This is a genomic window from Kitasatospora sp. DSM 101779, assembly GCF_025655475.1.
Lineage (GTDB): Bacteria > Actinomycetota > Actinomycetes > Streptomycetales > Streptomycetaceae > Kitasatospora.
Genome location: NZ_JAHTIK010000001.1, coordinates 7300315 through 7323985, shown reverse-complemented (window position 1 = coordinate 7323985; position 23671 = coordinate 7300315). Strand labels below are relative to the sequence as shown.

General features: G+C 74.5%; 24 protein-coding genes and 1 pseudogene. 10 read left to right on the top strand and 15 right to left on the bottom strand.

The window, feature by feature from the left end:
* Nucleotides 1-39 precede the first annotated feature (39 nt).
* Nucleotides 40-720 carry a lysophospholipid acyltransferase family protein gene (locus KSNIM_RS33230; protein ID WP_263106858.1) on the top strand — a complete coding sequence of 227 codons (681 nt, stop codon included), beginning with the start codon at nt 40-42 and terminating at the stop codon, nt 718-720.
* Here the strand turns inward: KSNIM_RS33230 and KSNIM_RS33225 are convergent.
* The 3 genes from KSNIM_RS33225 to KSNIM_RS33215 all read right to left on the bottom strand — a co-directional run bounded on the left by KSNIM_RS33225 (nt 707) and on the right by KSNIM_RS33215 (nt 2505).
* Nucleotides 707-1120 (bottom strand): hypothetical protein, encoded by a 414-nt coding sequence (locus tag KSNIM_RS33225; protein ID WP_263106857.1) that lies wholly within the window; start codon nt 1118-1120, stop codon nt 707-709. The genes KSNIM_RS33230 and KSNIM_RS33225 overlap by 14 nt on opposite strands.
* A 72-nt stretch (nt 1121-1192) precedes the next feature.
* The gene (locus KSNIM_RS33220; RefSeq protein ID WP_411543901.1) at nt 1193-1735 is read right to left on the bottom strand and encodes a GNAT family N-acetyltransferase; all 543 of its coding nucleotides are present in this window, start codon (nt 1733-1735) and stop codon (nt 1193-1195) included.
* Nucleotides 1736-1800: 65 nt separating this feature from the next.
* Nucleotides 1801-2505, bottom strand: a complete 705-nt coding sequence (locus tag KSNIM_RS33215) for a TetR/AcrR family transcriptional regulator (RefSeq protein WP_263106855.1) — start codon at nt 2503-2505, stop codon at nt 1801-1803.
* Nucleotides 2506-2623: 118 nt separating this feature from the next.
* Between KSNIM_RS33215 and KSNIM_RS33210 the strand changes: the two genes are divergently transcribed.
* Nucleotides 2624-3844: a saccharopine dehydrogenase family protein gene (locus tag KSNIM_RS33210; RefSeq protein ID WP_263106854.1), complete on the top strand. Its 1221-nt coding sequence runs from the start codon at nt 2624-2626 to the stop codon at nt 3842-3844.
* Between the two features lie 46 nt (nt 3845-3890).
* Here the strand turns inward: KSNIM_RS33210 and KSNIM_RS33205 are convergent, their stop codons facing one another.
* The 4 genes from KSNIM_RS33205 to KSNIM_RS33190 all read right to left on the bottom strand — a co-directional run bounded on the left by KSNIM_RS33205 (nt 3891) and on the right by KSNIM_RS33190 (nt 7571).
* Nucleotides 3891-5903: an ATP-binding cassette domain-containing protein gene (locus KSNIM_RS33205; RefSeq protein WP_263106853.1), complete on the bottom strand. Its 2013-nt coding sequence runs from the start codon at nt 5901-5903 to the stop codon at nt 3891-3893.
* Nucleotides 5904-6361: 458 nt separating this feature from the next.
* Complete coding sequence (locus KSNIM_RS33200) at nt 6362-6793, bottom strand: hypothetical protein (RefSeq protein ID WP_263106852.1); 432 nt, start codon at nt 6791-6793, stop codon at nt 6362-6364.
* Entirely contained in the window at nt 6790-6912 is a 123-nt protein-coding gene (locus KSNIM_RS33195; protein ID WP_263106851.1) for a hypothetical protein, read from the bottom strand. The genes KSNIM_RS33200 and KSNIM_RS33195 overlap by 4 nt, the downstream gene beginning before the upstream one ends.
* A gap of 134 nt (nt 6913-7046) precedes the next feature.
* Complete coding sequence (locus KSNIM_RS33190) at nt 7047-7571, bottom strand: MarR family winged helix-turn-helix transcriptional regulator (protein ID WP_263106850.1); 525 nt, start codon at nt 7569-7571, stop codon at nt 7047-7049.
* 39 nt (nt 7572-7610) lie between these two features.
* Between KSNIM_RS33190 and KSNIM_RS33185 the strand changes: the two genes are divergently transcribed.
* Nucleotides 7611-8579 carry a DMT family transporter gene (locus tag KSNIM_RS33185; protein WP_263106849.1) on the top strand — a complete coding sequence of 323 codons (969 nt, stop codon included), beginning with the start codon at nt 7611-7613 and terminating at the stop codon, nt 8577-8579.
* Here KSNIM_RS33185 and KSNIM_RS33180 read toward each other — a convergent pair.
* From KSNIM_RS33180 to KSNIM_RS33165, 4 genes and pseudogenes are all read right to left on the bottom strand, one after another.
* Nucleotides 8476-9081, bottom strand: coding sequence for a hypothetical protein (locus tag KSNIM_RS33180; RefSeq protein ID WP_263106848.1), 606 nt, complete (start codon nt 9079-9081; stop codon nt 8476-8478). The genes KSNIM_RS33185 and KSNIM_RS33180 overlap by 104 nt on opposite strands.
* Nucleotides 9082-9198: 117 nt before the next feature.
* On the bottom strand, nt 9199-10416 hold the full coding sequence (locus KSNIM_RS33175; protein WP_263106847.1) for a cation:proton antiporter: 1218 nt from the start codon (nt 10414-10416) through the stop codon (nt 9199-9201).
* A gap of 124 nt (nt 10417-10540) precedes the next feature.
* Nucleotides 10541-10906, bottom strand: coding sequence for a hypothetical protein (locus KSNIM_RS33170; protein ID WP_263106846.1), 366 nt, complete (start codon nt 10904-10906; stop codon nt 10541-10543).
* A gap of 190 nt (nt 10907-11096) precedes the next feature.
* Nucleotides 11097-13031 (bottom strand): annotated as a pseudogene (locus KSNIM_RS33165) (glycoside hydrolase family 3 protein); the annotation flags it as partial.
* A gap of 285 nt (nt 13032-13316) precedes the next feature.
* On the opposite strand from KSNIM_RS33165, the gene KSNIM_RS33160 reads away from it, so the two are divergent.
* Complete coding sequence (locus tag KSNIM_RS33160) at nt 13317-13997, top strand: TetR family transcriptional regulator (RefSeq protein WP_411543816.1); 681 nt, start codon at nt 13317-13319, stop codon at nt 13995-13997.
* 135 nt (nt 13998-14132) lie between these two features.
* Here the strand turns inward: KSNIM_RS33160 and KSNIM_RS33155 are convergent, their stop codons facing one another.
* Nucleotides 14133-15248: an ROK family protein gene (locus KSNIM_RS33155; RefSeq protein ID WP_263106845.1), complete on the bottom strand. Its 1116-nt coding sequence runs from the start codon at nt 15246-15248 to the stop codon at nt 14133-14135.
* 137 nt (nt 15249-15385) lie between these two features.
* On the opposite strand from KSNIM_RS33155, the gene KSNIM_RS33150 reads away from it, so the two are divergent.
* Nucleotides 15386-16480, top strand: coding sequence for a Gfo/Idh/MocA family oxidoreductase (locus KSNIM_RS33150; protein WP_263106844.1), 1095 nt, complete (start codon nt 15386-15388; stop codon nt 16478-16480).
* On the top strand, nt 16477-16992 hold the full coding sequence (locus tag KSNIM_RS33145) for a heme-degrading domain-containing protein (protein WP_263106843.1): 516 nt from the start codon (nt 16477-16479) through the stop codon (nt 16990-16992). The genes KSNIM_RS33150 and KSNIM_RS33145 overlap by 4 nt, the downstream gene beginning before the upstream one ends.
* A gap of 41 nt (nt 16993-17033) precedes the next feature.
* Here KSNIM_RS33145 and KSNIM_RS33140 read toward each other — a convergent pair whose 3' ends face one another.
* From KSNIM_RS33140 to KSNIM_RS33130, 3 genes are all read right to left on the bottom strand, one after another.
* Nucleotides 17034-17591 (bottom strand): TetR/AcrR family transcriptional regulator, encoded by a 558-nt coding sequence (locus tag KSNIM_RS33140; protein WP_263106842.1) that lies wholly within the window; start codon nt 17589-17591, stop codon nt 17034-17036.
* 25 nt (nt 17592-17616) lie between these two features.
* A complete protein-coding gene (locus tag KSNIM_RS33135) occupies nt 17617-18576 on the bottom strand; it encodes an MBL fold metallo-hydrolase (protein ID WP_263106841.1) in 960 nt (319 codons plus the stop codon).
* 126 nt (nt 18577-18702) lie between these two features.
* A complete protein-coding gene (locus KSNIM_RS33130; RefSeq protein ID WP_263106840.1) occupies nt 18703-19413 on the bottom strand; it encodes a TetR/AcrR family transcriptional regulator in 711 nt (236 codons plus the stop codon).
* 187 nt (nt 19414-19600) lie between these two features.
* On the opposite strand from KSNIM_RS33130, the gene KSNIM_RS33125 reads away from it, so the two are divergent.
* The 4 genes from KSNIM_RS33125 to KSNIM_RS33110 form a co-directional block, all read left to right on the top strand.
* Entirely contained in the window at nt 19601-21067 is a 1467-nt protein-coding gene (locus KSNIM_RS33125) for an MFS transporter (protein ID WP_263106839.1), read from the top strand.
* 192 nt (nt 21068-21259) lie between these two features.
* Nucleotides 21260-21811 (top strand): YceI family protein, encoded by a 552-nt coding sequence (locus KSNIM_RS33120; protein WP_263106838.1) that lies wholly within the window; start codon nt 21260-21262, stop codon nt 21809-21811.
* A gap of 70 nt (nt 21812-21881) precedes the next feature.
* A complete protein-coding gene (locus tag KSNIM_RS33115; RefSeq protein WP_263106837.1) occupies nt 21882-23393 on the top strand; it encodes a CYTH and CHAD domain-containing protein in 1512 nt (503 codons plus the stop codon).
* A gap of 67 nt (nt 23394-23460) precedes the next feature.
* On the top strand, nt 23461-23671 hold a 211-nt coding region (locus tag KSNIM_RS33110; protein ID WP_263106836.1), incomplete at its 3' end, for a hypothetical protein.

Below are 23671 nucleotides of genomic sequence, written 5' to 3'. Positions count from 1 at the left end.
TGGCGGTACCACCCCGCCGAAGGCAACGAAGGAACACCCATGCTCAGCCGGATCGCCAGCACGCTGGTGCCCGTCCTCGGCCGTCTGTCCGTCAGTTCCGAGACCGCGGGGCCGGTCTCCGCGGGCAGCATCGTCGCGGCCAACCACAGCTCGCTCGCTGACCCGGGGGTGGTGCTGGCCGCCCTGCACCGGCTGGGCACCGAGCCGGTGGTGATGGCCACGGCCGGGCTGTGGCGCGTCCCGCTGCTCGGCGGGGTGCTGCGCGGCGGCGGCCACATCCCCGTCCACCGCGGGACGGCGCGGGCCGCCACCGCCCTGGACCTCGCGGCCGAGGCGCTGGCGGACGGCCGCGTCGTCCTGATCTACGGCGAGGGCGGCCTGCCGAGACGCCGCGACCCGCGCGACACCGAGCCCGGGACGTTCCGCACCGGCCTCGCCCGCCTCGCCGCGGCGAGCGGCGCCCCGGTCGTGCCGCTCGGCCAGTGCGGTGCCCGCCGGCTGAGCTCGGGCAGCACGGCCAAACAGCTCGCCGGATTCGCCACCGCCCCACTGCGCCGCCCCGCCCTGCACGTCCACCTCGGTACCCCGCTCCACCTGACCGGCGACATCAGCGAGGCGACCGCCGCCGCCCACCGGGCCGTCACCGCGGCCTGGCGCACCGCCGAACAGCGGCTGCACGGCGACGCGGAGCGCCCGGCGGGCCGCCTCAGTCGCCGGTGACGCCCCAGAAGCAGAGTCCCACCGGGTTGCCGTCCTCGTCGTAGACGACCGTGCAGCAGCCGGAACCGCGGTCGAACGGCGGGAACCACTCGCGGCTGCGGTGCTCGACGGCCCGCTCGACGGTCTCCCGCGTGGGCCGGGCCGTCCCGAACAGCTCGACGACTTCGGGGCCTTCGACGACCCGGACCTCACCCTCGTCCTCCGTGTCGGGTTCTTCGCAGCGGACGACGCGGTGGACGTCGAGCACCGAATGCGCCGGCTCCTCCTCCAGCCAACCGCTCGCCGTCAGAGCGGCCGGCGTGTCGACGCCGCCCTCCCGGTAGTACCCGGCATCACACGCGAAGACCGCCTCGCGGAGACCGTCCAGCGCCGCCTGCTCGCTCTCCTGCCAAGGCGTCATGTACAACCACCCACTCGCTCCCATGCGGGCGAACGTACCGCCGGCCGGTGACAGTCGACTCGTGGCGCAGCGTCACCACACGTCGCCCTCGCGCCAGTCGGCGACCAGTTCGCCGGACACGTCGACCGGAACGGCGAGCGGCAGGACGTAGATGCCGTCGTCCTCCTCGGGGGTGCGCCGGATGCCGTCCGGGGTGAGGGCGTACGTGCGGCCACGCCAGGGCTGCCAGCCGTGGGCGGTGTAGAACGGGACGGCACTGTCGGTGCTGCCGAGCGCCGCCAGGTCGTAGGCGCCGCGTGCGATCCGCACGAGCTCGGCCAGCATCGCGGAGCCGATCCCACCCCGCTGCCGGTCGGCGCGGACGGCGACGCCCTCCACGTAGCCGGTGCGCAGCGCCCGCCCGCCGTGCAGCAGACGGCGCTGCACGATGGCGGCATGACCGACGAGCTCGGCGCCGTCCCACACCAGCGTGTGCAGGCCGCCGAGGCAGTGCTCCCAGTCCTCGTCCGTCATGTCCGGCGCGAAGACCTCGTCGAGCAGTCGCCGGGCGGCCGAGCGGGTGCTGGTGTCCAGATCGGCCGTGTGGACGACGTGCACGGGGAGCATGGCCGCCATCCTGGCACGCCGCCGCGGCTCCGTCCGGTCGGACACCGGCATGTCCGTTCTCAGATGACGCGGCGTCACCTGCACGCGGCGAGTTGGCGTTCGGCGCTGTCGAGGAGCATGTCCAGGGCGACCGGGTAGGCGCTGTCGGTCATACGCGCGGCGAGGAGGCCGGCGGTGGCGGCGATGTGGGGGTGGGTGTCGGCGGGGAGGCGGGCGTAGGTGGACTCCCACATCCGTTCGTCGGCCGTGCGGGCCTCGGCGGGCAGGGCCAGGGAGGCGGCGTCCAGGGCGGCGAAGGCGAGTGCCTGGTCGATGAAGGCGTGGTAGACGCGGACGGCCGCCGGGTCGGGGAAGCCGGCGGTGCGCAGGATGCCGAGGACGGTCTCGTCGGCGGCGATCTCCCGGTCCCGGCCGGTGACCCGGCTGGCGGTGAGGGCGGCGGCCTGCGGGTGGTCGAGGTAGGAGCGGTGGATGCGCAGGCCGAGTTCGCGCAGGTCGTCCTGCCAGCGGCCGGTGGCGCGCCAGCCCTCCAGGGCCCTGCCGATCAGTTCGTCGCCGATGGCGAGGGTCAGGTCGTCCATGCCGCGGAAGTAGCGGTAGAGGGCGCTCGGGTCGCAGCCGAGTGCGAGGCCCAGGCGGCGGGCGGTGAGGCCGCTGCCGCCATGCTCGCGCAGCATCCGCAGGGCGGTCTGCACGATGAGCTGCTCGGAGAGGACGGCGCCCAGCTTGGTGGGGCGCCGCCGTCGGCGCTGCGACTCGGGCACGACCTGCTTCGGCACTGCACTGCTCCCCTCGGACGGCTGCACCGGATCTTATGCCAACGCCATTGACCTTGCACGGCCACCGGGAGTTTCCTTCCGACAGGCGGGAACCCGCCGGGGAAGGAAGAGTTCTGCCATGCGAGTACTGCTTGTGGGAGCCGGCGGCGTCGGCACGGCCGTCACCCGGATCGCGGCCCGCCGCCCGTTCTTCGACCACATGGTCGTCGCCGACTACGACCCCGCCCGGGCCGAGGCCGCCGTCGCCGCGCTCGGCGGGGCCGGCGGCAGGTTCAGCGCCCGGCAGGTGGACGCCTCCGACGAGACCGCCGTCCGGGCCCTGCTGGCCGAGCACGACTGCGACGTGCTGCTCAACGCCACCGACCCGCGCTTCGTGATGCCGCTGTTCGAGGCCGCCCTCGCGGCCGGTGCGCACTATGTCGACATGGCGATGTCGCTCTCGCACCCGCACCCCGAGCGGCCGTACGAGCTGTGCGGGGTGAAGCTCGGCGACGCCCAGTTCGAGCGCGCCGAGCAGTGGGAGAAGGCCGGCCGGCTGGCCCTGGTCGGCATGGGCGTGGAACCCGGGCTCTCCGACGTCTTCGCCCGCCACGCCGCCGACGAGCTCTTCGACGAGATCGAGGAGATCGGCATCCGCGACGGTGCCAACCTCACCGTCGAGGGGTACGACTTTGCCCCGTCCTTCAGCATCTGGACGACCATCGAGGAGTGTCTCAACCCGCCGGTGGTGTACGAGGCCGACCGCGGCTGGTTCACCACCGCCCCGTTCAGCGAGCCCGAGGTGTTCGACTTCCCGGAGGGCATCGGCCCGGTCGAGTGCGTCAACGTCGAGCACGAGGAGGTGCTGCTGGTGCCGCGCTGGGTCGACGCCAAGCGGGTCACCTTCAAGTACGGCCTCGGCGACGACTTCATCGACAAGCTGAAGACGCTGCACGCGCTCGGCCTGGACAGCACCGAGCCGGTGGCCGTGGCCAGCGACCTGGGCCCGGCGAAGGTCTCCCCGCGCGACGTGGTCGCCGCCGTCCTGCCCAACCCCGCCGACCTCGGCGAGCGGATGCACGGCAAGACCTGCGCCGGCACCTGGGTCAAGGGCACCAAGGACGGCCGCCCGCGCGAGGTGTACCTGTACCACGTGGTCGACAACCAGTGGTCGATGCGCGAGTACGGCTCGCAGGCCGTGGTCTGGCAGACGGCGATCAACCCGGTCGTCGCCCTGGAGCTGATCGCCACCGGCGCCTGGTCCGGCTCCGGCGTGCTCGGCCCCGAGGCACTGCCCGCGCAGCCCTTCCTCGACCTGCTCACCGAGTACGGCTCGCCGTGGGGCCTGCGCGAGGGCTGACCCCACGCCGGCGCCACCGCCGCGCGGCTCCGCTCAGCGGCCCCGCTCAGCCGACCGGATCGGCGGCGGGCCGCTGGCCGGGAACGGTCCGGTCCCGCTGCAGGTCCAGGAGCTCGCGGAACAGCCCGCCCGGCTGCTCCGCGAGCTCCGCCCAGGTGCCGGTCTGCACCACCCGGCCCCGGTCCATCACCACCACCCGGTCGGCGACCCTCGCGTTGGCGATGTTGTGGGTGACCAGCAGCGTGATCCGCTCCGGCGCGTACTCGCGCAGGGCGTGCAGGATGCGGTGCTCGGCGCGCGGGTCGAGGTCGGAGGTCGGCTCGTCCAGGATCAGCAGGCCCGGGTTGAGTGCCGTCCGGTAGAGGGCGCGGGCGACGGCGGCACGCTGCCAGCCACCGCCGGACAGCTCCGCGCCGCCGAGCCAGCCCTGGGCGAGCAGGGTGCCCCAGCCCGAGCGGAGACGGGTGACCACCTCGTCGAAGCCCGTCCTGCGGGCGGCCCGCCGCACCTCCGCCATCCGGTCACCCCCGCCGTGGCCGAGGTGGATGTTCTCGGCGGCCCGCAGCGGCCAGCGGGCGAACTCCTGCGGCACCCGGGCCACCCTGGTCCACATCCCCTCGGCGTCCAGCTGCTCGACCGGCACGCCGTCCCAGGCGATCCGGCCGGACTGCGGCAGGTAGAGCCCGGCGAGCAACTTGAGCAGGGTGGACTTGCCGCTGCCGTTCTGCCCGATGACTGCCACCACCTCGCCGCGCCGCAACGTCATGCTGACCCGGTCCAGCGCAGGTTCCCGCTGGTCGCCCGGGTAGGTGTAGGAGACGTCCTCGACCTCCACCACGGCAGGGGCCCCGGGCACCACGTCGCCGCGCCGGATCCGGTGGCCGCCCGCCTCGTCGAGGAAGGTGAAGAAGTCGTCCAGGTACAGGCCCGTGCGGTAGAGGCGGGCACCGTTGCCGACCATGCCCTGGACGCCGGTCGAGGCGGTGCGCAGCGCGAACGCGGCACCGCCCGCGGCGGCGAGGCCGATCCGGCCGGAGGCGACCAGGTACAGCAGCGCGCCCCAGATCAGTGCGCTGCCCGCGCCGCTGCCGACGGCGGCCACCAGGGACACCCGGGCCGCCTGCCGGGCGGCCCGGTCGGTGGCGGCCGCGATACGCCCCTCGACCTCCCGGTAGGTCGCCATCATGAACGGGGTGACCTGGTCGGAGCGGACCTGGTCGGCCCGCAGCTTGTCGATCAGGAACCAGCGGTAGATCCGCAGCGCCTGCCGCTCCTCGTTGGTGGTGACGGCGGCCAGGTAGTGGATCCGGGCGGTGCGGACGGCGGCCACACCGCTCGGCACGGAGCCGAGCAGCAGGAAGGGCACCAGCCACGGGTGCAGGGTCGCCAGCACGCCTGCCGCCGAGACCAGGGACACCGTGGAGGCGATCAGGTCCTGGGCGTTGGAGAGCAGGTCCGGAGTGGTGGCCGCGCCGCGGTCCGCCGACTCCCACTGCTCGTTGTAGGCGGGCTCGTCGTAGGCCTTCAGCTCGGCGGCGCAGCCGGCCGCGATCAGTGCGAGGTCCGCCTCCCGGTTGACCCGCGGCGACACCCGGGCGGCGAGCGCGGCGACCGCGATGCCGAGCACCGCGTGCAGGCCGGCGGATACCGCGAGCAGTGTCAACGAGGGTGCGGCGTCCAGCAGATGGGCGTCGACCGGGCCTGGGACGAGCAGCGCGTCCAGGGTGCGGGTGGTGGCGAACAGCGCGAGTGCGCCGAACAGGCCGGAGAGCAGCTGGCAGACCAGCAGTCCGGCCGTGGCCGCACGGTCGGCGGCCCAGGCCAGCGCCATGGCACGGCGCACGAGTTGGGGCATCCGGCGGAGCATCGCCATGGTGGACATGGTGGTCCCTGCGGTGATCCGCTGGTCGCCGGGGAAGCGGGCACGGATCTGCTCGTCGCGCGGGTGGTCCTCCTCCGTCGGAGGGGCGGAGGGGACGGACGGCGCGGATGGGACGGGCGGGACGGGCGGGACGGGCGGGACGGGTCGGTCGTCGGGGGTCACGTTCGGCTCGGACATGCTGCTCCTCGGGTCGGCGGTCGGGCTGCCGGTCTGGCGCTGCCGTGCGATGCGGGTGTGAAGAGTGCGGTGCGGGTCCGGTGCGGGGGTACGCGGGCGGGCAGGTGCCGGTCGGGGCACGCTGTGAGGGAGTGCGGGTGGCGGGCCGGCCGGGGACCGGTGCGGGCACGATCCTTCCAGGGGGCCGACGGCGCGCTCGGCGTGTCCTGCCGCGGCTCACTCGATCCGGGTAAATCCGTGTCGTGCTCGGCGAGTTGGTGGCATCGGACAGCGAGAAGGGTACGTGTCGCGGGCGTCGTCGGGCGCGCGCCTTTCGACCGGAGCGGAGCCGGAGGGCCCGGCGGGAACGGAGACGGCCTGACGGGAACGGAGACGGCCCGACGGGAACGGAGACGGCCCGACGGGAACGCGGGGCGTCCTCGCCGGGCCCAGCTCGCGGGTCACTGAGGCTTGCGGGGTTACGGGGCCACAGCCGTCCGGATGCCGCTGATCGAGGTGACGGCTCCGGAGGGGCCGAAGATCAACTCGACCACCGGGGGCACGTCACGCCGGTCGAAGCCGCCGTGCGCGTCGGCGTTCGCGAACTCCGCACGGTCGACGGTGATCCGGTCGCCGCTCGGGAGGTAGCAGGAGAACGGCGCGTCCTCGGTGAGCGCCACCGACTCCGCCCGCTCCGCCCTCGGGTCACCGGCGGCGGCGAACGGCCGGCCGTCGGCCGGGAGTTCGCGCACGCAGCCGTCGGGGTGCCCCGCATGAGGCGGGCAGAACACGGCCGGCCGGTAGTGCACGGTGTGCCCGCCCGCGGCGCCGGTGATGGAGTCGAGCACGGCGAGCACCGGCGGGTGCGCGGGCGTCGCGGCCGTCGCGGGCGCGGAGGCGGACGCGCTCACCGGGGTACCGGCGGCGGCGCGGCGGCCGCGCCGTTGCCGGACGGGGTGCAGGCGGTGGCGCAGAGGGCGAGGAGGAGGGCGGCACCGGTACCGGCGGGGCGGCGGCCGGGCGGGGACATCGGGGGCGGGGATCCCTTCGGGCGGGGGCCGGGCGGTAAGGCGGGGGGTGGGCGCGGACGCACGGCCGCCCCCCGCAGCGACGATCGTTCCAGAGCCGGTCCGCACCGCCTGACGCGTCCCGGCCACCGCCGGATCAGGCACCGCTCCCGGGCTGCGGGGTCTCCAGCCGGGCGAGCCAGGAGGTGAGCAGCACCTCGAGGGCGGCCGCCTCGACCGGGGAGAGCTCCTCGACGAGGCGGCGTTCGTTGCGCATGTGATCGGTGAAGGCGCGGTCGATCAGGTCGCGGCCGGCGGGGGTGAGGGCGACCACCCGGCCGCGACCGTCGTCGTCGCTGCGGCGGCGGGTGACCAGCCCGGCCCGCTCCAGGCGGTCGACCCGCTTGGTCATGGCGCCGGTGGTGACCATGGTGTGCGCGGCGAGTTCGCCGGGGGCCCGTTCGAACGGGGCCCCGGCGCGGCGCAGCGCCGCCAGGACGTCGAACTCGCCCTCGCCCAGGCCGTAGCGGCGGTACACCACGGACAGCTCCTCGGTGAGGAGGGCGGCGAGACGGTGCAGGCGGCCGATGACGCCCTGGGGTGCGACGTCGAGGTCGGGCCGCTCGCGGGCCCAGGCGGCCTGGATGCGGGCGACGTGGTCGAGCGGCTGCGGCTGGTCCATGGGTCGATCATATCTTCCCGGGAAGATATGATGTCTTCCATGGAAGGCAATCTGCGGTGGATCCTCGTCACGGCGGTGGCCCCGGTGGCCTGGGGCGTCAACTACTACGTCACCCAGCGGTTCCTGCCGCCGGACCATCCGCTGTTCGGGGCCGCGGTGCGGGCGCTGCCCGCCGGGCTGCTGCTGCTCGCACTGGGCCGGGAGCTGCCGCGCGGGGTGTGGTGGTGGCGCTCGGCCGTGCTCGGGCTGCTCAACACCAGCGCCTTCTTCGTGCTGGTCTACTCGGCGTCCCAGCTGCTGGCGACCAGTGTGGCGTCCACGGTGATGGCGCTCGCTCCCCTGGCGATGATGCTGGCCGGGTGGGCCCTGCTGGGCGAGCGTCCCCGCCCTGCGCACCTGGTCGGGGCGGGGATCGGCCTCGGCGGGGTATGCCTGATGCTGCTCGGCGGTGCGGGCGGGGTGAGCCTGCCGGGCGTGGCCGCCTCGGCGGCAGCGATGCTGGTCTCCTCGCTGGGCTTCGTGCTCGGCAAGCGGTGGGGTGCCGGCGCGGGCCTGCTGGCCTCCACGGCCTGGCAGTTGGTCGCCGGCGGGCTGTTCCTGCTACCGGTCGCCGCCGCGGTGGAGGGGCCGCCACCGGCGCTCGGCGCGTCCGAGCTGGCGGCTTTCGGCTACACCGCCGTGGTGGCCACCGCCGTCGCCTTCGCCGCGTGGTTCGCCGGCCTGCGGCACCTGCCGGCCGGCACGGTGGGGCTGGTCGGTCTGCTCAATCCGGTCACCGGTGTGCTGCTCGGCACCCTGCTCGCCGGGGATTCCCTGACGCTGCGGCAGCTCGCCGGCACGGCGCTGATCCTGACCGGCATCCTGCTGGGCCGCCCGGCGGGCACCGGGCGGCGACGCCCGGCCGTCATTCCTCCCAGGACCCGTACTCGTCCTCCAGCGCCTCCAGCAGGTTGTCCCAGAGCGAAGAGTCGTCCGGCCCCTGACCCAACGCCACCAGCCGGGACGTGAACTCGGTGCGGGCGGCGTCCGCCTCCTCTCCGGTGAGGCGTGCCTCCCAGCGGGCGAGCAGGCCGAGGGCCCCGACCGGTTCGGGCAGCGTGCCGGCCGCGTGGCCGCCGTACCCGCGGGCGTGGTCCCAGCCCTCGGGGTCGTAGATCTCGACGACGCCGGTGTCCCCGCGCACCATGCGGTGCTTCAGGCCGTAGGTGCCGATGCCGTACGCGGGGCAGACGGGCGGCGAGTCGTCGTCGGGCGTGCGGTCGCCGTAGAGCTCGTCCGGGTCCTCCGCCCACATGCCCTTCTGCGGGAGGCCCGCGGAGCCCCAGTCCACCAAGGAGAGCCGGACGGCCGGCACCCCGACCGCGGTCAGGAAGTCCCGCACTCCGGCGTTCCCCAGTTCCTCCGGCAGTTCGGCCCCGGTCGGCCGGCAGACCGTGTTCGGGCCGAAGCAGGACTCCAGCCAGGCGGTCGTGGGCTGCCGCGCGGCGGCCACCGCCTCGGGCTCGTTCACGGACACTCCCCGTTCGTTCGGCGAGGCCGCCCTTCGACCGCACCGCGCCGACACCTCCTCGTCCCTCACCCCGTCGGCTCCGCCCACGGCGCGCTCGGGCCACCGCGGGACGTGGCCTCACCCGGCGCCGTCCGGGCCGGTGCGGCGGACGTAGTGGGCGGCGAGCGGGCCGTAGGTGAGGCCGTGCAGGACGAGGCTCATGAGCACGGTCATGGTCATCAACTGGCCGACCAGGTCGGCGGCGTGCGGGTCGACGGGGGCGAGGCCGTTGAAGGCGAGCAGGCCGTACACGATGGTGGCCATGCCGCGGGGGCCGAGCCAGGCGAGCATCAGGCGGTCGGCCCGGCCGAGGCCGCTGCCGATCAGGCCGAGCAGGACGGGGAGGACACGGACGACGGTCAGCGACAGGGCGGCGTAGGCGACCACCCGGCCGTCGAAGTCGCCGGTGAACGCCTGGGTGACGAGTTCACCGAAGACGAACCAGAGGGCGAGCGAGAGCAGCGCGCCGACGTCCTCGACCAGGTGCAGCGCCTTGGGAGGCAGGGCGCGCACGTCGGGGGCGAAGAACAGCCCGGCGACGAAGGCCGCGATGAAGCCGCTGCCGTCGAGCAGGATGCCCAGCCCGTAGGCGGCGAGCGGCAGGGCGAGGATGCCCAGCCGGACGGCGGAGGGCCTCGTCCAGCCGGCCCGCCAGGCGTGGCGCAGCAGCACGCCGCCGGGCCGGCCGACCAGGGCACCCGCGACGACGGCCCAGAGCACGGCGTCGAGGGCGTGGCCGAGCGGGTCCCCGGAGGGCTTCGGGGCGTCGCCGTAGGCCTCGGCTCCGGCCAGGCAGAACAGGAAGACGGGCGCGAGGATGCCGTCGTTGAGACCGGTCTCGACGGTGAGGACACCACGCAGCCAGGACGGCAGCCTGCTGTCCTTGATCAGTTCGGCGGCGGGCGCCAGGTCGACGGCGACGGTCACCACGGCGAACAGCGCCACCAGCCACCAGCGGCCGGACGGGAAGAGCAGTCCGCCGACCAGCACTCCGGCGAGGAGGGTCAGGGGCAGGGCCACCAGCAACAGTCGGGCGAGCAGGCGGCGGTGCGCGCGGACGACGCCCTTCGGCACTGCGGTGGCGTCGGTGAACAGCAGCACCGCGAGGATGATCTCGACGGCGCGTTCGGCGTCGGAGGTGGTCATGCTGACGGTGACCAGCGGGTGCGGGCCGACGGTCAGCAGCACGCCGGCCGCGGTCATCGCGACGGGGGCGGTGATGCTCCAGCGGGCGAGCCGTCCGGCCACCAGGGCCCACGCGAAGAGCGTCCCCATGCTGACGACCAGCGCGATCACGCGCGCACCTGTCTTCCCCCGGTGCGCGACCGGACGGCGGCGGAGTGCTCCCGATCGTATGCGCGGGAGATCCGCGGGCCGCTCCCGGAGGCACTCCCCCGCGTGTCCCGGCGCCCGCCGTGGGTCAGGATCCGGCGAGCCGCAGGGCGTGCTCGGCCTCCTCGGGGCCCGGCGTGCCGGGGCCTTCGGCGAGCAGCCGCCAGCGGGTGCGGACGCCGTCGGGCCCGGTGAGGCCGCCGCGGCCGAGTGCCGTAGTGATCCGTGCCCGCACCTCGGCCTCGGCGTCGGGCTCGGCCGCGAAGAGGATGCGCAGCCGGTACCCGTCGGGGCCGTCCGCGGGTTCGTGCGCGGTGTGGTGCGGGGCGAGCGGGCAGGGCGGCCGGTGCTCCCAGCCGCCGCACAGCTCGACGGTGACGGCGGCTCCGGGGGCGCGCGGGTCGCCGCCGGGTTCGAGGGCGACGACCGCCTCGTGGACGAAGGCTCGGTACACGACTCCAGTCTGCACGGCGGTGTCCGCGCCGGTGGTCCGCGGTTGCGGTCCACCCCGGTGGTGGCGCGTCCGACGCGGAGGGCCCTTCCTGCGCCGGGAGGGCCCTCCGCGGGTCCCCGCCGCCGCTGGGTCGGCAGCGGCGGCGGGTGGCGTGGTGCCGGGACCGCGACAGCGGCCGGCGCGGGTGCGGTCAGCGGCGGGTGGTGAGGCCGAAGCCGTACGGGAAGAGCGGGTCGTAGTGCGGGTCGCCGACGTTGATCGGCTCCTGGGCCTCGCTGCGCGGCCAGCTGACCGGCAGCCTGCCGGTGAAGCCCCGCTTGCCGAACAGGACGTCGGCGACGCCGCCGCCCTCGCTGCCGGGCAGCCAGGACATCACGAAGGCGTCGGCCTTCGGCAGTTCGCCGGTGATGATCTGCGGACGGCCGGCCACGTCGAGGACGACACAGGTGGGGACGGCGGCGCAGACGCGGTCGACGTTCGCCCGGTCGGTGTCGGAGAGGTTCAGGGTGTGGCCGTTGCCGACGTCGCCCATGCCCTCGGCGTACGGGGTCTCGCCGACGACCACGAGGCCGACGTCGTAGCCGCCTGCGGGTGCGGAGGCGTCGCGGCTGTAGGCCGCGTCCGGCGCGTACTGGCGGATGCCCTGGAGGATCGTGGTGCCCGGGATGGTGCTGCCGCTCTGCCCCTGCCAGGTGACGGTCCATCCGCCGGCCTGGTTGCCCATGTCGTCGGCGTTGGCGCCGGCGACGTAGATCTTCTGGTGGGCCTTCAGCGGCAGCGCCCGGTCGGCGTTCTTGAGCAGCACCTGGGACTCGGCGACGGCCCGGCGGGCGACCGCGCGATGCGTGTCCGAGCCGATGGAGGCGGCGTTGGAGCGGTCGGTGTAGGGGTGTTCGAAGAGGCCGAGTTCGAACTTGGCGCGCAGGATGCGGCGGACCGCGTCGTCGATCCGGGAGAGCGGGACGCGGCCGGCCTGCACCTCGGCGAGCAGGGCCTGTTCGAACTTCCCGGCGCTGTACGGCACCATGAACATGTCGAGGCCGGCGTTGACGGCGGTGCGCACCTGGGTCGGGTAGTCGCCCGGGATCTGGTTGATGGCGTCCCAGTCGCTGATCAGGAAGCCGTCGAAGCCGATCTTCTGCTTGAGGACGTCGGTGAGCAGTTCCTTGTTGGCGCTCATCTTGACCGGGTTGCCGACGCCGTCCTCCGTCCAGTCGACGCTGGAGTAGGAGGGCATGATGCTGCCGACGTCGTGCTTGCGGACGGCGCTGACGTACGGGGCGAGGTCGACCGTCCGGAAGTGCTCGCGGTCGGTGATCGTGACGCCCTGGTCGAGCTTGTAGCTGCCGCTGGTGGAGCTGCCGTAGGCGGTGTCGCCGTCGCCGGCGTAGTGCTTGACGGTGGCCAGCACCTGGTCGGGGCGGGCGAGGTCCTTGCGGCTGTCGCCCTGGAAGCCGTCGACGGCGGTCTCCATCCGGGAGACCAGGTCCGGATCCTCGCCGTAGCTCTCGTAGGTGCGGCCCCACCGGTCGTCGCGGGCCACGCAGACGCACGGGGCGAACACCCACTGCGGGCCGGTGGCCCGGGTCTCGGTGGCGGTGATGTGGGCGGCCTGCTGGACGAGGCCGGGGTCGCGGGTCGCGCCCATCGCGATGTTGTGGGGGAAGACGGTCGCGCCGACGAGGTTGTTGTGGCCGTGCACGGAGTCGACGCCGTACAGCAGCGGGATGTGCAGGCGGGTCGCGAGGGCACGCTGCTGGTAGCCGTTGACCATGTCGGCCCAGGCGGCGGGGGTGTTCGGGATGGGCGTGGAACCGCCGCCGGAGAGCAGCGAGCCGAGCTTCAGGTCGGTGATCTGCGCCCGGTCGCCGTCGACGGCGTTGCGCTCGGCCTGGGTCATCTGGCCGATCTTCTCGTCCAGGGTCATCCGCGCGAGGAGGTCCTTGACTCGTTGCTGCACGGGCAGCCCGGCGTCGAGGTACGGCAGCGGGCGTCCGCCGACGGCCGGCTCGGCGGCCTGCGCCGCGCCGAGCGGCACGGTGCCCGCTGCCAGGGCGGAGGCGGCGAGCAGGGCGCCGGCGAGCAGGGCACGGCGGCGCGGGGGGCGGGTGGTGCCGTGACGGGTGGGTTCCACGTGTCTCTCCGTATCGCGGTGGATGGGCGGACACGCGCACACAGGCGCGTCCGGCGGCGGCAGGGGCCGCGCCGGGTGGTGCACTGCTGAGGGCAGCTGACATGCAATCAGACCTACCGACCGCTAGGTAAGTCTTCTGCCTCACTTTTTTCAAAGCTTGACGGATCGTCGGCGACCGGCGGTGCCCACCGAGCCGCACACCCATCTACACGCCCGCCCGCGCAACGGCCCGTAACCTGCCCACGGGCGCGGGCCCGAGGCTCGTACACTCACCCGGTGACCCTCGACCGCGCCGCCGACCACACCTCCCACCCCACCGTGGCACGCTCTGCCCACCGCACCTCGGGCGGCGCCCGCTCCCCGCGGGCCGGCGGTGCGCGACGCCGCGAGGAGATCCTCGCGATCGCCGTGGAGACCTTCGCCACCCGCGGCTACCACCACGCCTCGCTCGCCGAGATCGCCGAACGGGCGGGCCTCACCCAGCCCGGCCTGCTGCACCACTTCCGCTCCAAGACCGCCCTGCTCAGCGGCGTGCTGGAGCTGCGGGACGACTCCGAGATGGCCCAGCTCGGGACGGAGCGGCCGCGCGGCCTCGCCCTCCTCGACCACCTGGTGGAGACGGTGCGGCGCAACGCCGAACGGGAGGGCATCGTCCGGCTGTACGCGGTGCTCTCCGCGGAGAGCGTCACCGAGGGCCACCCCGCGCAGGACTTCTTCCGCAGCCGCTACACGGGCCTGCGGGCGATGGTGGCGGAGGCGCTCGTGGAGGCCTGCGAACTCGGCGAGACCCGGGCGGACCTGGACGTCGAGTCGGTGGCCAACGCGATCATCGCGGTGATGGACGGCCTCCAGCTGCAGTGGCTGCTGGCCCCGGAGGCGGTGGACATGGCCGCCACCACCCGCCGGACGATCGACGCGCTCCTCGTCGGTCTGCGCACCGGCGACCGACCCCGCTGAGCCGTTCCCGGGCGGCGGCCGTGGTGCCGGCTGGTCCCGGAGCAGCAGAGGCCGGTGGGTGGCGAGCGGTGGCGCACGAGAGGAGATGTCTCCGCTGTCCGGTCGAGACGCGCCCGCCGCGCCGCGGCCGCCGTCTCAGGTCCGGCGGCCGAAGAGCGGGCCGAGGACGAGTTCGGCGGCGCCGGCGGCGACCGCCAGGTGACCGGCGGCGCTGAGGGTGACCGGGACGGGCTGCCACTCGGGGTCGGGGATGCGGGCCTTGAGCTGGGCGGTGACGCCGTCGAGGTAGGTGTCGGGGGCGGCCAGCACGGCGCGCCCGCCGAGCACCACCCGGTCGATGTCGAGCAGCCGGACGAGGTTGGCGACGCCCACGCCGATCAGTCGGGCGGCGGCCGCGTGGTCGCCGCGTTCCAGGGCCGCGAGGCAGAGCACCTCCAGGCAGCCGTGGTTGCCGCAGGCGCACGGCGGCCCGTCGACCTGCACGGTCTGGTGGCCGAACTCGCCGGCGTTGGTGCGGGTGCCGCGGTGCAGGGCGCCGTCGAGGAGCAGGCCTGCGCCGAGTCCGGCGGCGAGGTGGACGTAGGCGAGGCCGCCGCCCGGCCGCGGGGTGGCAGGGGCCTCGCCGAGGGCAGCGGTGTTGGTGTCCTTGTCGACGACGACGGGCAGTCCGTCGAGACGGGCGGCGAGTTCGTCGCGCAGCGGGTAGTGGTGCCAGTCGGACGAGCCGCGCGGGCCGGCGGGAGTGAACCAGTGCAGGACGCCCGCGGCGTGGTCGAGCGGGCCGCGGCAGCCGATGCCGGCGCCCAGTAGCCGGGCCCCGGCCGGCAGGGCCTCGGTGGCGCGGCGGATCTCGTCGGCGACCAGGCCGACGGCGTCGCCGGGGGCGATTCCCTCCTCCACCGGCCCGGTGTGCCGGTGGAGGTGGCGGCCGGTCAGGTCGACGAGCAGGACGGTGAGTTCGTCGCGTTCGAGGTGGACGCCGACGGCGCAGGCGGCTTCGGCGCGCAGTCGCAGCAGGGTGCGGGGCTTGCCGCCGGTGGAGGCGCTCTGGCCGGCCTCCTCGATCATGCCCTCGGCGAGCAGCCGGCCGGTGATCTTGCCGATGGCCTGCGGGGTGAGGCCGGTCCGGTCGGCGAGTCCGACCCGGCTGCCGCCCTCGGGGGCGGCTCGGAGCAGGCCGAGCACGAGTGCCGCGTTGTGGTCGCGCAGTCCGGCCAGGTTGGTGCCGGTCGGGCCGGGGTGCGAGGTCATGGGGCCATTGTGCCCGGACTGCTCGTGGCCGGACGGCGCCTGGACCACGCCTGGACCACGCCCGGACCGCGACCGGACCACGACCGGATCTCGCGCCCGGGCTTGCACTTAGGAAACGCTGTTGTTTAACTGGCGGTATGACCACCGCGAGCACTCCGCATCCCGAGCACCCCGCCCTCCGCGTCGGCCTGGTCGGCTACGGCCTGGCCGGCGCCGCCTTCCACGCCCCGCTCATCGCCACCACCCCGGGCCTGCGGCTGGATGCCGTGGTCACCGCCAGCCCGGAGCGGCGCGAGCAGCTGCGCCGCGAGCACCCGCAGGCCCGCGCCGTCGAGACCGCCGAGCAGCTGCTCGCCGACCCCTCCGCGCTGGACCTGGTGGTCGTCGCCTCCCCCAACCGCAGCCACGTGCCGCTCGCGCGCGCCGCCCTGGAGGCCGGCCTGCCCGTGGTGGTGGACAAGCCGCTCGCCGCCACCGCGGCCGAGGCCGCCGAACTCGCCGACCTCGCCGAGACCCGCGGCCTGCTGCTGACGGTCTTCCAGAACCGCCGCTGGGACGCCGACTTCCGCACCGTCCGGCAGCTGGTCGCCGACGGCTCGCTCGGCACCGTGCACCGGTACGAGTCCCGCTTCGAGCGCTGGCGTCCGGAGCTCAAGGAGGGCTGGCGCGAGTCCGCCGACCCGGCCGACGCCGGCGGCATCCTCTACGACCTCGGCAGCCACCTCGTCGACCAGGCGCTCACCCTCTTCGGCCCCGCGACGCACGTCCACGCCGAGGTGGACGCCCGCCGCGCCGGCGCCGCCGCGGACGACGACGCCTTCGTCGCCCTCACCCACGCCTCGGGTGTCCGCTCCCACCTGTGGATGAGCGCCCTGGCCGGCCAGCTCGGCCCCCGCCTGCGCGTCCTCGGCGACCGCGCCGCGTACACGGTGCACGGGATGGACCCGCAGGAGGACGCACTCCGTGCCGGGCAGCTCCCCGGCCCAGGCTGGGGCGAGGTCGCCGAGGCCGACCGCGGCCTGCTCGGCACGGTCGACGGCGCAGCGCGGCACCCCTCGCTCCCCGGCGACTACCCCGCCTTCTACGCCGGTGTCGTCCGCGCGCTGCGCGAGGGCGCGGACGCACCGGTCGACCCGCGCGACGCCGTCGCCGCCCTCGCCGTCCTGGAGGCCGCCCGCCGCTCCGCCGCCGAGGGCCGTACCGTCGCACTGACCGAGGAGAACGCCCGATGAGCAGCCCGAAGACGGGCCCCGTGACGCCGGAGGAGATCGCCGCCCTGATCCACCGGATCGAGGACGAGGAGCGCCGGCTGCGGCTGCCCGGTTTCGACAACGAGGACGCCTGGCGCCTCGGCAGCCTGCTCGTCGGGCTCGCCCGGGCCGAGAAGGCGCCGGTCGTGGTCGACATCCGGCGCAACGGCCAGCAGCTCTTCCACTTCGCGCTGCCCGGCAGCTCGGCCGACAACGACGCCTGGATCCTGCGCAAGACCCGCACGGTGGACCGCTACGGCTGCTCCTCCTACCTGGTCGGCCTGCGCTTCGCGGCGAAGGGCGAGACCTTCGAGGAGAAGTCCCGGCTCGACCCGGACGCCTACGCCGCGCACGGCGGAGCCTTTCCGATCACCGTGGAGGGCGTCGGCGTGGTCGGCACGGTCGCCGTCTCCGGCCTCCCCCAGGCCGAGGACCACCGCCTGGTGGTCACCGCCCTGGAGCAGCACCTCGCCGCGGCCCGCCGCACCGCCTGATCCCCGCCGCGCCCCCGGACCGCGCCCGGGGGCGGGGCGCCTCAGCACGCCAGCGCGTCCCGGACGAGCCGGTGCGCGTAGGCGACGTCCAGACCGGCGGGGCGGAAGAGCACGCGGTACACCAGCGGCGCCACCAGCCGGTCGAGCACCGTCTCGGCGTCCGGCACCGCCTCGCCGCGGCCGGCCGCCCGGTCCAGCACCGTCCGGATCTGCTCCGCGGCGTACTCGGAGCAGCGGCCGGCGTTGCCGCCCCCCGGGTCCCCGAGCAGCGCGTCGCGGAGGTACGAGCGGCCCACCGGCGCGGCCGTCTCCTCGAGGAACTGCTCGGCCCAGGCCCGTAGGTCCGCAGCCAGCGAGCCGTGGTCCTCGGGCGGCGCGTCCGGGCGCAGCTGCTCGACCGCGGCGTCGGAGAGCAGCGCCCGCAGGTCGCCCCAGCGGCGGTAGATCGTCGACGGGGTGACTCCGGCCCGGGCCGCTACGAGCGGCACGGTGAGCGCCGACCGGCCGACCTCCGCCTCCAGCTCCTGCAGCGCGGCCCGGACGGCCTGCTGCACCCGGGCGCTCCGGCCGCCGGGCCGTGTCGCCGGTCCGCCGCTCACGGCGCCGTCCCGCCGCTGTGCCGTCTCACGGCGCGGGCTCCGGTTCGGTGCGAGGGACCGCCGGGCGGGGCGCGGCGCCCGGGACGGGCCGGAGGCGGTACGCCGCGCCGTCGCTGCGCACCAGGCCCGCGGTCGGCGGCGGGAAGTGGCTGCCGAGCAGCAGGGTGTCGGTGTCGGCGAGGTCGGCGAGGAGCTTGCGGCGGGTCGCGCCGGCGAGCGCCGGGTCGATGTCGACGTGGCTGTGGATGTCGGGTGCGGCGAGCTGGACGGGGTGGTGGATGCAGTCGCCGGTGATCAGCGCCGTGGCGCCGCCGCTCGCCAGCCGGACGGCCACCTGGCCGGGGGTGTGGCCGGGCATCGGGACGAGCACCACGCCGGGCGCGATCTCCCGGCCCCCGGCGGGCACGTCGACCGGGTCGAGGAGCCCGTGCTCGGCGACCGGGTGAACGGAGTCGCGGAACATCTGACGGCGGGGCTCCTCCAGCTCCGCGGACGCCCAGTACTCCCATTCCGTGCGGCTGGTGAGGTACCGGGCGTTGCGGAAGGTGGGGACCCAAGCGTCCCCGTCCGTGCGGGTGTTCCAGCCGACGTGGTCGGTGTGCAGGTGGGTGAGGACGACGAGGTCCACCGACTCGGGCGGGAAGCCGGCGCGCTCCAGGCGGTCGAGGTAGTCGGTGGCCAGCCGGTGCCAGGCGGGGTTGGCGCGGTCCTTGCCGTTGCCGATGCCGGTGTCGACGAGGATCCGCAGCCCGCCCGCCGCCACGGCGAAGGTGTGGCTGGCCAGGCGCAGGACGCGGTCGGTGTCGGCGAAGTCGGGCTGCAGCCAGGGGGCGGCGGAGACCACCTCGGGCGTGGCGCCGGGCAGCAGCCAGGGGCCGGTCTGCGGCGGCAGTTCGACCTCGTCGATGCGGTGGACGAGGAGGTCGCCCACCGCCCAGGCTGGCGCCGGGGCCGGCTCGGTGCGGGCGGGGTGGGTCGAGGACATGGCCGTCCCTCCGGGTGCGGTCGGCGCCGGGGCCCCGCAGGCGTGGCGGACCCCCGAGCGCCACTAAAGCTCAATCTTTGCGTTAAGCGTACCCGTCGGGAGGGACGGCCTTCGATCGGGGCGTCGCTACCGCTCGATGTACGACTCCAGGCCGCGGAGGAAGACCTCGATCTTGAACTCGAAGCGCTCGTCGCCGCCACCGTGGACCATCGTCTCCGCCATGTCCTTGAGCAGCGGGAAGCGCTCCTCGGGGAGCCGGGCGAGGTAGTCGCGCACGCCGTCGAAGTAGGCGTCGACGTCCACGCCTGCGGCGATCTTCGCGGTGTAGAGCGAGGCCTCGTAGGCGTCCGAGTCGATCAGCTGGCCGAGGCCGTCCAGCGCGAAGGCGGCGACCTGCCGGGGGATGCCGGCGGAGAGCAGCAGGCCGACGACGAACTCGGCGACCTTGAGCTTGTTGGGGCCGAGCTGGATGCCGCCGAGCGAGACCACCGTGATGTCGCGGTGCGCGGTGTAGACCCGCTGGGCCTCCCGGCAGACCTCCTTGATCTGCTCCTTCCACCGCTCGGGCTCGGGCCGGTCGGGCAGCCGGATCTCGCCGGAGATGCGCTCCAGCATGAGCTCCATCAGCTCGTCCTTGCCGGACACGTGGGCGTAGAGCGAGGCGGGGCCGGTGCCGAGCTCCTGCGCGACCCGGCGCATCGTCAGGCCTTCGAGCCCGTCGCGGTCGAGGACCCGGATGCCGGCCTCGACGACGGCCTCGGGCGTGAGCGGCTGACGGGTGTCGGCCCTGCGCGCCTTGTGCCACGGGATCGGGGGCATCTCCGAGGTCACGCGCACCTCTTCCACCTCGGGCGGACGCCCGGTCCGCGTGACGGACGGACGTCCGTGATCGACGAACGTTGACGAACATCGTAACCGAGGGCGAACAGCGTTCGAAGCCACGAATATCGTTTGACAGAACGCCGATCGACTCCGTAGAACAGTGTTCGTTCGATAGAAACGCTGTTCCCCGTCTGGAGACGTCATGACCGACACCCCCACCCCCTACCGATGGCGGTGGGCCGCGCTGTTCGTGATCCTCGCGGCCGAGGTCATGGACCTCCTCGACTCGCTGGTCACCAACATCGCCGCGCCCTCGATCCGCGCCGACATCGGCGGCGGCGAGAGCACCATCCAGTGGATGGGCGCCGCCTACACCCTGGCCATGGCCATCGGCCTGATCACCGGCGGACGCCTCGGCGACATCTTCGGCCGCCGCCGGATGTTCCTGATCGGCGCCGTCGGCTTCACCCTCGGGTCGATCGGCTGCGGCCTCGCCCAGGGGCCCGACCAGCTGATCGCCGCCCGGGTCTTCCAGGGCCTGCTGGGCGCCGTGATGCTGCCGCAGGGCCTCGGCATGCTCAAGGAGATGTTCTCCGAGAAGGAGCAGGCCTCCGCGTTCGGCATGTTCGGCCCGGTCATGGGCCTGTCCACGGTCGGCGGCCCGATCCTGGCCGGCTGGCTCGTCGACGCCGACCTGTTCGGCACCGGCTGGCGCATGATCTTCCTCATCAACATCCCGCTCGGCCTCTTCGCGATCGCCGGCGGCCTGGGCTTCCTGCCCGAGTGGAAGAGCGCCCGCGCCGTCCGCCTCGACCTGTTCGGCGCCCTGCTCGCCGCGGCCGGCTCGGCCCTGATGATCTTCCCGCTGGTGCAGGGCCGCGAGCACGACTGGCCGCTCTGGGCCTTCGCCCTGATCGCCGCCTCCGTCGCGGTCTTCGGCTTCTTCGGCTGGTACGAGAGCCGGCGCAGCCGCACCGGCGGCGACCCGCTGGTCGAGCCCAGCCTGTTCGCCAAGCGCGGCTTCAGCGGCGGCATGGTCCTCGGCCTGCTGTTCTTCTCCGCGATGACCGGCTTCTGGCTGACCTTCAGCCTCTACACCCAGATCGGCCTGCACTACTCGCCGTTCAAGGCGGGCCTGGCGGGCATCCCGTCCTCGCTCGGCATGGTGGTCGCCTTCATCGCCTCGCAGGCCCTGCAGCGCTTCGGCCGCAAGGTCATGCACGGCGGCCTGGTCGTCATGGCGCTCGGTGTCGGCGGCATCATGCTCACCCTGCACCTGGCCGGCGCCGAGGTCACCCCGTGGCAGCTGGCCCCGGCCCTGACGGTCACCGGCCTCGGCATGGGCTTCGTGATGGCGCCGTTCTTCGACACCGTGCTGGCCTCGGTCGAGCCGCACGAGACCGGTTCCGCCTCCGGCACGCTCACCTCGGTGCAGCAGTTCGGCGCGGCGCTGGGCACCGCCATCCTCGGCACCGTCTTCTTCGAGCAGGTGAAGGGCGGCGACTTCGTGCACGCCGAGCAGGTCACCCTCGGCGTCGAGCTGGCCATGACGGCCGTCGTCTTCGTGGCGATCTTCCTGCTGCCGAAGCACGCCCGTCCGCAGGGCGGCGAGGAGGCGCAGGACGGCGGCGCCGAGGCCGACGAGCCGGCCGCCGCGGTGCACGCCTGATCCGCCCCCTCCGAACGGCTGCGGCCGCCCGCCCCGCGCGGGCGGCCGCAGCCGTTCGCGCATCCGGCCGTTCGCGCGTCCGAGCGTTCTCCCCCGAGGCGTGTCCCGGCGGGCAGACCGGGCAGGAGTCCAGTGGCGGGGGAACATCCGCCCGGCCGTCCGCCGCCGGGCCCGTCCGAGGAGGAGTTCGTCATGACCACCGCGCTGCCCCGGCTCACCGGGGAGTACGTGCTCGATCCCGCCCACAGCCGCATCGGCTTCGTGGCCCGCCACGCGATGGTGACGAAGGTCCGCGGCTCGTTCGACGAGTTCGAGGGCACCGCCCACCTGGACAGCGAGGACCCCGGCAGCTCCCACGGCCGCGTCACCGTCCGGGCCGACAGCATCGACACCGGCAACCAGCAGCGCGACCAGCACCTGCGGACCAACGACTTCCTCGACGCGCCGAACCACCCCGAGATCACCTTCGTCTCGACCACCGTCGAGCAGGTCGGCACCAACCGCTACCAGGTCACCGGCGACCTCACCATCAAGGCCACCACCCGGCCCGTCACGCTCGACTTCGAGTACACCGGCAACGCCGTCGATCCGTACGGCAACCTCCGGGTCGGCCTGGAGGGCTCGGTGACGATCAGCCGCAAGGACTTCGGCGTGAACTGGAACGCGGCGCTGGAGGGCGGCGGCGTGCTGGTCTCCGACCGGGTCGTCCTGGAGATCGACGTCTCGGCGATCAAGCAGAACTGAACCGCGGACCACCCGAAAACGCCGGCCGCTGCCCCGCTTGGAGCGGCCCCCGAAGGGACAGACGCTCGGTATGACCACCGTGCACGAGGAGAACGAGCGCAAGTACGACGGCGCCCTCGACCGCCAGCTGACCGCCGACGGGCTGTCGCAGGTGTCCGGGGTCGTCCCCGGCGGGACGGAGAAGCTGAACGCCGTCTACTACGACACCCCCGACCTGCGCCTGCTGCGCAGCGGGATCACCCTGCGCCGGCGCAGCGGTGGTGGCGACGCCGGCTGGCACCTGAAGACGCCCGGCTCGAACGGCATCCGCGTCGAGACCCGGCTGCCGCTGGCCGCCGGGCACAAGCGGCCGCCCAAGGAGCTCGTCCGGCTGGTCCGTGGCGCGGCCCGCGGCGAGCGGCTCGCGCCGGTGGCCCGGCTGAGGACGGACCGGACGGTCACCCTGCTGGTCGACGCCGACCACCGGACCCTCGCCGAGATGGTCCGCGACCGGGTGTCGGCCAAGGCGCCCTCCATGGGCACCGGCCCCGGCTCCGAACGCACGGAGTGGACGGAGACGGAGGTCGAGCTGGCCGACGGCGACCCCGGGCTGCTGGACGAGGTCGAGGAGCGGCTGCGCGCGCGGGGGCTGCGCAGATCCGCAGCGAGTTCGAAGCTCGGCCGGGTGCTCGGCGCCCGGCTGGAAGCACCGGCCGACCGGGCCGAGCCGCCGAAGGGATCCGTCGCCGCGGCCCTCACCGGGTACCTGCGCGAGCAGGTGGCCGCCGTCCACGCCCTCGACCCGGCCGTCCGCCTCGACCGGCCGGACTCGGTGCACCGGCTGCGGGTCACCGTACGCCGCATCCGCAGCGCGCTCGCCGCCCACCGCAAGCTGCTGGACCGTGCCGTCACCGACCCGCTGGACAAGGAGCTCCGCCGGTTCGGCAAGGTGCTCGGCCGGGCCAGGGATGCCGAGGTGCTCGGTGAACGCCTCGCCGGACAGGCCTCCGGGCTGCCCGCGGCCGGCCGGCCCGCCGAGGTGTCCGCCCGGATCTCGGCCCGGTACGCCCGCCGCTACCGCCGCGCGCACCGGACGGCGCTGCAGGCCATGGACGGCGGCCGCTACTTCGCCCTGCTGAACGCCCTCGATGAGCTCGCCGCCCGCCCGCCGCTGCGCAAGCGGGCCCGGCGCGGCACCTCCGAGGCCCGCAAGGTCCTGGAGCGGCAGCGCCGGCGGGCCGTCCGCCGGCTCGGCACCGCACTCGGCCTGCCGCCCGGCTCCGAACGCGATCGGGCCCTGCACCGCGCGCGCAAGGCGGCCAAACGGGCCCGCTACGCGGCGGAGTGCGCCGCACCGGCCGCCGGACGCCCCGCCGAGCGGCTGCGCAAGCGGATGAAGGGCATCCAGCGGCCGCTCGGCGCCCACCAGGACGGCGTGGTCGCCGAGCCGGCGATCCGCGACGCCGCGGCCGAGGCCCGGCGCCACGGCGAGGACACCTTCGGCTACGGCCTGCTGTACGCGGCGCAGCGGTCCGACGAGGAGCAGCAGGTCGCCGCGGCTGCGAAGGCGCGGAAGAAGGCCCGGAAGAAGGTGAAGGGCTGACATGCGACCGCATCCGTGTCCCGCGGGGCTGCGCACCGCCCGCCGCCCCCGCGGTTAGCGTGCTGCCATGGCCGACCGAGAGCAGTCGCCGGCGCCGTACGACCCGCCGGTCCGCGATGCCGTGACGAACTACTTCACCGACCGGGTGACCGAGGCGGAGGTGGTGCTCGCCCGCGCGCTGCGCGAGGTCCAGGCGCTGCGGGAGCGCCGGGCCGCCTGCCGCGACGGTGCCCGGCTGACCGACGAGGAGGCCCGGCGGGTCGCCGAGGCCGCCGAAC

What these genes read in the sequence shown, in the direction of transcription:
- KSNIM_RS33230 (WP_263106858.1), top strand. Translation starts at nt 40, where the DNA reads ATGCTCAGCCGGATCGCCAGCACGCTGGTGCCCGTCCTCGGCCGTCTG.
- KSNIM_RS33225 (WP_263106857.1), bottom strand. Translation starts at nt 1,120, where the DNA reads ATGACGCCTTGGCAGGAGAGCGAGCAGGCGGCGCTGGACGGTCTCCGC.
- KSNIM_RS33220 (WP_411543901.1), bottom strand. Translation starts at nt 1,735, where the DNA reads ATGGCGGCCATGCTCCCCGTGCACGTCGTCCACACGGCCGATCTGGAC.
- KSNIM_RS33210 (WP_263106854.1), top strand. Translation starts at nt 2,624, where the DNA reads ATGCGAGTACTGCTTGTGGGAGCCGGCGGCGTCGGCACGGCCGTCACC.
- KSNIM_RS33205 (WP_263106853.1), bottom strand. Translation starts at nt 5,903, where the DNA reads ATGTCCGAGCCGAACGTGACCCCCGACGACCGACCCGTCCCGCCCGTC.
- KSNIM_RS33195 (WP_263106851.1), bottom strand. Translation starts at nt 6,912, where the DNA reads ATGTCCCCGCCCGGCCGCCGCCCCGCCGGTACCGGTGCCGCCCTCCTC.
- KSNIM_RS33190 (WP_263106850.1), bottom strand. Translation starts at nt 7,571, where the DNA reads ATGGACCAGCCGCAGCCGCTCGACCACGTCGCCCGCATCCAGGCCGCC.
- KSNIM_RS33185 (WP_263106849.1), top strand. Translation starts at nt 7,611, where the DNA reads ATGGAAGGCAATCTGCGGTGGATCCTCGTCACGGCGGTGGCCCCGGTG.
- KSNIM_RS33155 (WP_263106845.1), bottom strand. Translation starts at nt 15,248, where the DNA reads ATGACCTCGCACCCCGGCCCGACCGGCACCAACCTGGCCGGACTGCGC.
- KSNIM_RS33150 (WP_263106844.1), top strand. Translation starts at nt 15,386, where the DNA reads ATGACCACCGCGAGCACTCCGCATCCCGAGCACCCCGCCCTCCGCGTC.
- KSNIM_RS33145 (WP_263106843.1), top strand. Translation starts at nt 16,477, where the DNA reads ATGAGCAGCCCGAAGACGGGCCCCGTGACGCCGGAGGAGATCGCCGCC.
- KSNIM_RS33135 (WP_263106841.1), bottom strand. Translation starts at nt 18,576, where the DNA reads ATGTCCTCGACCCACCCCGCCCGCACCGAGCCGGCCCCGGCGCCAGCC.
- KSNIM_RS33125 (WP_263106839.1), top strand. Translation starts at nt 19,601, where the DNA reads ATGACCGACACCCCCACCCCCTACCGATGGCGGTGGGCCGCGCTGTTC.
- KSNIM_RS33120 (WP_263106838.1), top strand. Translation starts at nt 21,260, where the DNA reads ATGACCACCGCGCTGCCCCGGCTCACCGGGGAGTACGTGCTCGATCCC.
- KSNIM_RS33115 (WP_263106837.1), top strand. Translation starts at nt 21,882, where the DNA reads ATGACCACCGTGCACGAGGAGAACGAGCGCAAGTACGACGGCGCCCTC.